Source organism: Massilia genomosp. 1 (genome assembly GCF_011682185.1).
In the GTDB taxonomy this organism is placed as follows: domain Bacteria; phylum Pseudomonadota; class Gammaproteobacteria; order Burkholderiales; family Burkholderiaceae_D; genus Telluria_A; species Telluria_A rubra.
Window position 1 is genome coordinate 157,468 of sequence record NZ_WHJF01000001.1, and the last position, 8,890, is coordinate 166,357.

The following is an 8,890-nucleotide window of genomic DNA, read 5'->3' on the forward strand; positions in this document are numbered from 1 at the left end:
TACACTGCCCGGGTTCCCCGGCATTCCCGGGGTGGCCGGTATTGTAGACACCTATTTGCCATGCTCAGCGTATTTACCGCCTTCGCGCGTCACCCCTTCGCCCTGCCGCGCCTGCTGCTGTGCGCCCTCCTGTGCCTCATGTCGCTCGCCACCCTGCCCGGCGCCGCCCAGGCCGGCAGCGCCCCCACCTCGGCGCTGCGCTTCAAGCGCCTGCCCTCGTTCGATTCGAGCGAGCTGTCGATCCTGGCGCTGCTGCAGGACCGCCAGGGTTTCGTGTGGATCGGCACCCACAGCGGCGGGCTGTACCGCTACAACGGCTACCACGCGGTCAAGTACGCGAGCAACGCCAACAGCGCCGGCAAGCTGCCGCACGACCGCGTCTCCGACCTGTATGAAGACGCGGCCGGGGCGATCTGGGTGGCCACCCAGAACGGGCTGGCGCGCTTCAATCCCGAGACCAACAATTTCACCCGCTTCGTGCCGCCGCCCGGCCCGGCCTCGCAGCGCATCGTCAAGAAGATCATCGGCGACGGCAAGGGCGGCATGTGGCTGGCCACCTGGGGCGGCTTGCAACATTTCGATCCGGCCAGCGCCCGCTTCACCCTGCACCTGCACGACGCGGCGCGCCCCGGCAGCCTCGCCTCGAACGACCTGAACGCCATCGCCCTGGACGCCGGCGGCGGCCTGTGGGCCGCCACCTGGCCGGGCGGGCTCGATTACCTGGCGCCCGGCGCGCGCGCGTTCACGCACTTCCGGGTCGACCGGCCGGAGGCGCCCGATCCCAAGCTCAACATCGTGCGCGCCCTGCACTTCGCGCCCGACCAGACGCTCTGGATCGGCACCGAGACCGGGGTGGTGAGCTGGCGCGCCGGCCAGCCGTGGAACACGCGGCGCCAGGTGGACTCGCCGGCGACCCGCATCAACACCTTGTACGGCGACCGCAACGACACCGTCTGGGCCGGCACGCTCGGCGCCGGCCTGCTGCGCTGGGACAAACAGCCGCAGCGGCAGGAAGCACCCGGCGCCCCGGCCGTGCATTACGTGCATCGCGCCAACGATAGCTACAGCCTGCCGTCGGACGATATCCGCGCCGTCATGCACGACCGCAGCGGCATGCTGTGGATCGGCTCGATCACCGACGGCATCAGCCTCGTCAACCTGAACAGCGAAGGCTTCCAGCGCTTCATCCCCTTCGACGTCGAGGCCAACAACCTGCGTCCCAACAATGCCATGCGCGCCATGGAAGGCGCGCCCGACGGGCGCTTGTGGCTGGCCAATAACGCCGGCCTGTCGCTGTTCGACAGCGCCAGCGGCGCCGTGCTGCGCAGCTACCGCGCCGACGCCAGGGCCGCTCCGGGCACGGCGGCGGGCGCGCCCGGACCCGCCCTGAGCAGCAATATCGTCTACAGCCTGTACCAGCAGCCGGACGGCCCCTTGTGGATCGGCACCTCGGCCGGCCTGAACCGCCTCGACGCGCTCGACGCGCCGCTGCGGGTGGTCAGTTTCGGCTCGGTCGGCAGCGACTTCATCAACACCATCGCCCCGGCCGCCGGCGGCGCGCTGTGGATCGGCACCGGTTTGCACGTGCTGCGCTACGACCCGGCCAGCGGCCAGAGCACGCCCTACCCGTCCGACCCGGCGCGCGCGGACAGCCGCAGCGTCAGCGGCACCACCAGCATCGTCGAAGACCGGCTCGGGCGCGTGTGGATGGGCTCGGAATGGGGCGGCGGCGGGCTCGACGTGCTGGACCAGGCCAGCGGCCGCTTCCGCCACCTGCGCCAGCGCGCCGGCGATGCGCGCTCGCTGTCGGACAACAACGTGGTCTCGCTGTACCAGGACCCGCAGGGACGGCTGTGGGCCGGCACCGCGCGCGGCGTGAACCAGGTCATGACGGACGCGGCCGGGGCGATCAGCTTCCGCCGTTACGACGGGCCCGACAGCGTGGGGCCGCTGAAGATCCTGGCGATGCGCAGCGACCGCGCCGGCCAGTTGTGGCTGAGCAGCGCGAACGGCTTGCTGCGGCTCGACCCGGACAGCGGCAAGGTGGCGCGTTTCTCCGCCGCCGATGGCTTGTCGGAAGGATTTTCCTCGGGCGCCGCGCACGCCGCGCCGGACGGGCGCCTGTATTTCGGCGGGGTCAAGGCCATCACCGGGGTCAGTCCGCAAGCGGTGCGCAGCGTGTCCTCGCCGCCGCAGGTGGCGATCACCGACATCAGCGTGTTCAACCGCTCGCTGCGTGACGGGCGCGCGGTGCCGGGCCTGAAACTCGACGGCCCGGTGACGGCGCCAAGCAACCTGACCCTGGCTGGCGACGGCTCGGTGTTTTCGATCGAATTCGCGGCCCTGCACTTCACCGATCCGATGCGCAACACCTACGAATACCGGCTCGACGGTTTCGACCGCGCCTGGGTACAGACCGACGCCGCGCACCGCAGCGCCACCTACACCAACCTCGATCCGGGCAGCTACACGTTTTCGGTGCGCGCCGCCAACCACCAGGGCGTGCGCAGCGAAAACGCGGCCAGCATGACGGTGACGATCCTGCCGCCGTGGTGGAAAACCTGGTGGTTCCGCACCATCCTCGCGCTGCTGGCGCTGGGACTGTTGAGCGCGGCGTACCGCGCGCGGGTGCGCGACCTGACCCGGCGCCAGAAGCAGTTGCAGCACATGGTGGCCGAGCGCACCGCCGAGCTGGAAGCGAGCAACGCCAAGCTGGCGGCGCTGTCCTCCACGGACGGCCTGACCGGCATCAATAACCGGCGCGGCTTCGACCACGCGCTCGACGCCGAATGGCGGCGCGGCGCGCGCAACGGCTATCCGGTGGCGCTGGCGATGCTCGACGTCGACCATTTCAAGAGCTACAACGACCATTACGGGCACCAGGCCGGCGACCAGTGCCTGCGCGCGGTGGCCGGCGTGATCGCGGCGCACGCGCGCCGTCCGTCCGACCTGGTGGCGCGCTACGGCGGCGAGGAATTCGCGCTGCTGGCGCCGGCCACCAGCGTGGCCGAAGCGCACGAACTGGCCTGCGCGCTGTGCCTGGCGCTGGAACAGCTGGCGCTGCCGCACGCCAAGTCGCCTTACGGGGTAGTGACGATCAGTATCGGGGTGGTGTCGCTGATGCCGGACGAGAACGGCGCGCCGGAGCAACTGGTCGAACATGCCGACCGCGCCATGTACCGCGCCAAGACCGAGGGGCGCAACCGGGCGCTGTGCGCGTGAACAGGTGCTTTGCTGATCACGCCGGAAAAATGTCAAGAGCTGCTCTGAGCGTCCTTCTCCTCATAGGCTGCTAGTTTTGACATGCACGCAACGGCATGGGATCGGAGGATGAGCACGGCAGCACGCCACCCCCCTCTCATCTGCTCTGTATGAGCGTCATATCAACCCGGCAGGGCACTATCTGGAATCAGCGAATCGGGCAATGGCCTTAGCGACGCCACCCCGCCCCCGCTCGGGCCGAACGGCTCCAGGCTGCCCTTGACTGAAAATACTCCAGGGCACAGGAAGGTAATATCGCCACCCTCGAGGACGATCGACGTGCGGCCTGCCTGCAGCACGATTTTGTTCAGGGCATTGATCTCGATGCTGCCCTCGACCGAAACGACCTTCACCGACTTGTCGGCAAGAATCTCAAGCTGGTCGGTGTGGGATTCCAGAGACACGGGACCATTGGCGGCGTAGGCCTGAATCCCGCCTGCATACGTAAACAGAGTCGCAACCTTGCCGACTACAGACGACACGGTGTCGCCCGCACTCATGTGCAGATCGCCCTGCGTGGTCCAGTGCAGGTGCTTGCCGGCATAGAGCAGCGTCGATGCCGGCGTCGCCCAGTTGATACTGGCCGCCGCTTCCATCAGCACGAGCGGCTTGCCGAAGCGTTCCACCGGCTGCTCGCTGGCGAGCGTCCGGTCCCCGCTCCTGGCCTTGAAAGCCTGCTGTCCGTTCACGGTCGCACCGAACTTCCCTTCGGCGTGCGGGTCAATCTGCGCGATAAAATCGCTTTGCGCCTCGGCAGCACCCTTGCTGGTCAGTGCATTCTGCTTGGCGGCCGTGGTGGTTAACGTCGCACTGGTTTCGCGGGCATGCTTAAGCATACCGAGCGATTCGGCCGTATCCAGTTGGGTTCCCGCAATACCGCTGCCCTGGCTGTTTCGGGCATGGGTCGACAGCAGGACCCCATCGGCGCCGCGCACCACGGCCCAGGCATCGGTGCGCAGCTCGAAGCCGGTCCCGCGGTAGCGGCCGCGATGGGCGCTTTGGGACAGTTGCGCGATCAGGTAGCCCAGATTGAGCTCGCTTGCGGCACTGCTGCTCGACAGACGGGTGCGCACCTGCGCGGGGCTGTCGTCCAGTTGCCATTGGCCAAAACCTTCGCCATCGATATTGTGGCTGTGAATACCGGACAACACGCCGGCGTGGTTGACGCCGGCGTCTACGCCGGCCGAGAAGGGCGGGAGATCGGCGCCGGTGTACAGTTGCGCCACCACCACCGGGCGATCCATGTCGCCTTCAAGGAAGTCGACCAGCACTTCGGCGCCGATGCGCGGCGTGAATTGCGTACCCCAATTGGGCCCGGCGAGTGCTTCGGCCACGCGCACCCAGGTGCCGGAGGCCTGGTTGCCCGGGGCATTACCCGCGGGGTCGACGTTGTGGGCCATGCCGCCGCTGTTCGGCGCATTTCCGCGCTGCCAGGCAAACTGGATTTTCACGTAATAGTCGCGGGTAGTCGTCGATATGGCTTGGTCGAGCCCCACCACAATGGCAGTCTGCGGACCAAGCGCCGTGCAGGCATGGGGGGCCGCCGTCATGCGCGGCACGATCGCCACCGGCGCGCGCACACAGCCGAAGCGGTTACGATAGGTACCCGCTTCCACGCCGGCATGGGCCGCTACCGCGATACCCGGCTGGTAATTGTTGCGCGCTTCGTGTTCGACCCACAGTACGGTGAAGGCATTGGCGCCTGCGCCATAGCGCTCGTGCTGGGTCAGGTGAAAGGCGTGGCCGGCGGCCAGGCGCCGCACCGCGCCCTCGCCTTCAAAGACCTTGTTGTCCAGTTCAAGTGCCTGCAGCATGCGCAGGCAGTGCGCGTCCGGCATCCCGCTGGCGCTGGCGATCCGCTCGCCGCTGCCATCGTAGACAGGCATCGAAGGCAGCTCGCCGTGTTGCAGCGAAGAGTGCCGTTCGGCCGCCGGGGCGACAAGGCGTGCGGGTTCCCAGCTGCTGATACTGACCGCGTTGGGCTGCACCTGGCGACGGGCGCGGAAGGCATCGATCGCGTCGTCGCTGTCGGTGGCGCGCACGCCGTGGAAGCGCAGATCGCTTCCGCCGGGCGTCGCTGGCGCTTTAGCCTGACTGTCGAAGATCACCAGTTGGTGCCGCGCCTGCGCACTGGCGCTCGTGTCGTTGCCCTGGTCGTGTTCGAAGCGCCAATTCAGGCCTTCGGAGGCGAGTATACGTTCGAAGAAGTCGAAATCGCTTTCCCGGTATTGCGTGCAAATGGCGCGTGGCAGCAAGGTTTGGGACACGTCGAAGACGTAGCGGATCGCGGGATAATCTGCCAGCAGCTCGCTCACGATCTCGCGCACGTCTTTGTCCTGAAAAATGTAGCTGTCGCGTCGAAGGCGCAGCAAGGCCATGGCCGGTTCCAAATGCAGCCGGTAACGCGCCACGCCCCCATCGGCGCCGAGCCAGGCAGCGTCCGTGCAGATGCCATGCCAGACACGCCGGGTCGAATCAGGCTGCAGTAAGGTGATCGTCAGTTCTTCGCCGATGAACTGGGCAAGTTCCAGGTCGGTCGAGACACTGAGCGCGTCGACATCGAAGGAAAACAGTTCGTTGACCGCTTCGCGGCCAGTGAATTTTTCGGCCATCAGGGATTCGGGCAGGGAACTGTCTTGCGCGCTGGCGATGGTGATAAGACGCGCGTGCTGGCTCAGGCCTGTGCCGAACGGGCCGAAGGCGGCGATCTGGTTTAATGGATTCATCAGAAAATGATCATTTGGTGTCGTGATCGTTAAATGAGCCCCGGTCGGGAGCGGCTTGTTTCATCGATCGGATTTGAACGATTTCATAACATAGTAATCGTCGGCATAGCGGACCGCAGTGATGATCCAGCCGCGCTGCTGATGAAAATCGAACCTGTAATCAGAAAGCTCGACGGCTACCTTGAGGCGGCAGGCTTTTGTCTCGAAGTGAATGGCCGAGCTGACCTCATTTCCTGTGGTTTTTAGCAGCCTTCGATGGATATCGAGATCTTCCCCATGCGTGCTTTTGAAGAAAATTTCAGCATAGTTCTTTCGGAAAGTGGTGCGCGAAACCATCGGGGGCTTTTGATATTCAAACGGTGGAATAAACATGAGTGGAAACTGAAAATAGTGCTCCATCTTAGCCGGCACGCCCTGCTTGGCATCCGCCCTGAATGCGTTCCACACTTCATGCAGCTGGACTTCGGTCGGTACGACGCACGCGCCCATCACCGGCGCCGTCTGTATCAAGAGTACACATGCTAACATTCGTTTTATCATTGCTTTTCCTTGCTAGTAGGCCAACGGTAAGAGACCAAGTGCAATCTCGGGTTATCTGCTGCATCTACAGCCCAGCCTGCCGCGTCAATCACCGTCTGTGAATAGTTGCCGCTCAAAAGCTTGACGTACTTCGCCTTTTTCATCTTGGCGACCTTTTTCTTCCTCACCTTGCCATCCTTCCCCGTCACCTCGATATCTTCCTCGCCAATCTTGACGTCCTTTTCGACAATTCCGATAAAAAAGCCGACGTGATATTCCCCGAAGTTGCGCGTGACGACGGTAATGGCGCCGTAGCGCGGTTCGTCAAGTTTCTGGCCCCAGTTAATATACGACGCTGCGCGTGCGTCGTCGGTGCCGCGGTAGCCTGCCTGTTCGAGACACCAATTGGTAAACGACGCACACCAAGCTGTGGAATCATTACGTGACAACGTCCTTCCGAGCCCCGTACTCTGCAAATACTTCAGGATATCCTGATTGTTGTATGTTGATTCAATTTGCAACATGGTCTTATCTGCGGCGGCGGCGGCAGCGTCTTGTTTTGCGATCTCTGCATTCAGTTCCTGGACTCTGCTCTCCACCGGCACTTTCTTGCGCTTTTCGCCGCGCAGATCTGAGCGCGCTTTTTTGGCAGCGGACTCGGCGCTGTCCCGTTCTTTCTGGGCATGACGCCAAGCGACGTCGTCTTCCTGATTCGCCTTTTTCTCCGTCACGGTGCCCTTGCTCTGCTCCTTGAGGGCGAAAGGCATCCAGCCCGCTTCTCCGGTTACCGCGACAGGCTTGACAGCAGTTTGGGGCGCCGTGGTCACCTTTGCCTCGACTTTCGGCACCTTGATTTCCCTGTTTGGCAAACTGCCGGTGATTACCTGAACACGCGCTGGCGAGGTGACTGTGTTGGCCGGATTGGTCAGCGGCGCATCTGGTAGTTTAGGTCGCGTACGGAAACTCTTTATGTACGAGAACGAGGTGCTGTACACATCCTTCCATCCCATTTTCTTCACGGCAGTGACGACTTCGCCGAACGTAATTGGCTTGGGTTGAGGTACAGGAAGCGGCGCTGGCCTTGCGACAGGAACGGCGGGCGGCGTTACTGGGGCAGGTTTGGGAGTGGCAGGAGCCGGCTTGGGCACGGCTGGAGCTGGCGCAGATGGCGGCTTGGCCTCTACAGGCGGCTTGACCTCGGCAGACGGCGCCGGCACGGCTGGAGCATTTGGGACGGCAATGGCGGGCGCGCCGCCGTCGTCTGGCGTGTGATGCTCCAGGTCATGCTCATTACCGTGTTCGGTAATGAGGTTCTTGGCGACAGCTTCGTTATAGGCTTCATAATCGATGCGAGGGATGAGAATCACCAACTGCTGCTGGGATTCGGAAACGATTTCCGGTAGCTCGCCAGCCGCATCGGTGGTCACTTCATAGGCGCGCACTTCCCATTGGTGCTCATCTGAATCCTCGTGTGCCACAGATGGCTGCGCGTCGACCGCAGGGGTGGCTGCCGGCACGGCTTCTGGCGCCGGTGGTGCTGGCGACTTGGTCGAGGTGCTGGACGGCGGCACTTGGTCCGCCGGTGCTGCAGGGGGCGGCGCTGCTGGCGCTGATTTGGCTTGAACAGGGCCGGCTGTTACTGGCGCGGCTGGGGCAGCCGTAGGCGCGGCAGGCGGCGTTGGGACGCGCACTACCGGGGCTGGTGCGGGAGCGGCTGGGGCTGGCACCGCAGGCGGCGCCTTGCGCACTTTTTCGACTACGATGACCTTCCTGCCGGCCATGGGCTTTGCAAGAACATCGGCCAGCTTAATGACCAGCCCGTGCGCAGCGTCGAGAATCTTTTCGATGCGCTCGGCTTCGTCGACGACAGTCCTGGAATCGGCATAGCGCGGATTCCGCTGCAGCTCGTCGATCTCTTTCTTGACGAAGTATTCCTGCTTCTTGCCTTTGCCGATATCGCGCAAGTGCCGCGTCGCGGTCGAAAATTCGCCATAATGGTAGCGGTAATAGAGCAGCGGCTCATAGATATCGCTGGCCTTTCCATAATCAACGACCGTCGCCTTCTGCAACTTGAGAAAGTACGCCAATCCGGCTCGGATGCTGGAACGTGCATCAAAGCGATTGGTATCATTCAGTCCATGATCCTTGGCCGTATCGTCGACCATTTGCGCAATGCCGGAGGCGCTACTGCCCTTGTTGGCCGCGTCCGGGTTGAATTGCGATTCCCTTTTCGCAATTGCCATATAGGAGTTAAGCAAAAATAAGTTGAACAATTGCAAGTCAAGAGACTACGTCCCGAGGCTTTAACCGATAGTTCCATTCGCCATGAAAGTCGTCGCGCTCAATGACAAGTGTGGCGAGGTCCTCATCGGATACTTTGAGGC

4 protein-coding genes are annotated in these 8,890 nt (G+C 63.7%); 1 reads left to right on the forward strand and 3 read right to left on the reverse strand.

Features of this window, described 5'->3' with window-relative positions:
- The first annotated feature begins 60 nt into the window (after nucleotides 1-60).
- Nucleotides 61-3,222, forward strand: coding sequence for a ligand-binding sensor domain-containing diguanylate cyclase (locus F1735_RS00665; RefSeq protein ID WP_167235114.1), 3,162 nt, complete (start codon nucleotides 61-63; stop codon nucleotides 3,220-3,222).
- A 161-nt stretch (nucleotides 3,223-3,383) separates the two neighbouring features.
- Here the strand turns inward: F1735_RS00665 and F1735_RS00670 are convergent, their stop codons facing one another.
- The 3 genes from F1735_RS00670 to F1735_RS37335 are packed head-to-tail and all read right to left on the reverse strand — an operon-like array spanning nucleotide 3,384 to nucleotide 8,779.
- A complete protein-coding gene (locus F1735_RS00670) occupies nucleotides 3,384-5,987 on the reverse strand; it encodes a type VI secretion system Vgr family protein (RefSeq protein WP_167235115.1) in 2,604 nt (867 codons plus the stop codon).
- A gap of 60 nt (nucleotides 5,988-6,047) precedes the next feature.
- Complete coding sequence (locus F1735_RS00675) at nucleotides 6,048-6,527, reverse strand: hypothetical protein (protein ID WP_167235116.1); 480 nt, start codon at nucleotides 6,525-6,527, stop codon at nucleotides 6,048-6,050.
- Nucleotides 6,524-8,779 (reverse strand): TIGR02594 family protein, encoded by a 2,256-nt coding sequence (locus tag F1735_RS37335; protein WP_167235117.1) that lies wholly within the window; start codon nucleotides 8,777-8,779, stop codon nucleotides 6,524-6,526. The genes F1735_RS00675 and F1735_RS37335 overlap by 4 nt, the downstream gene beginning before the upstream one ends.
- Nucleotides 8,780-8,890: the final 111 nt, after the last annotated feature.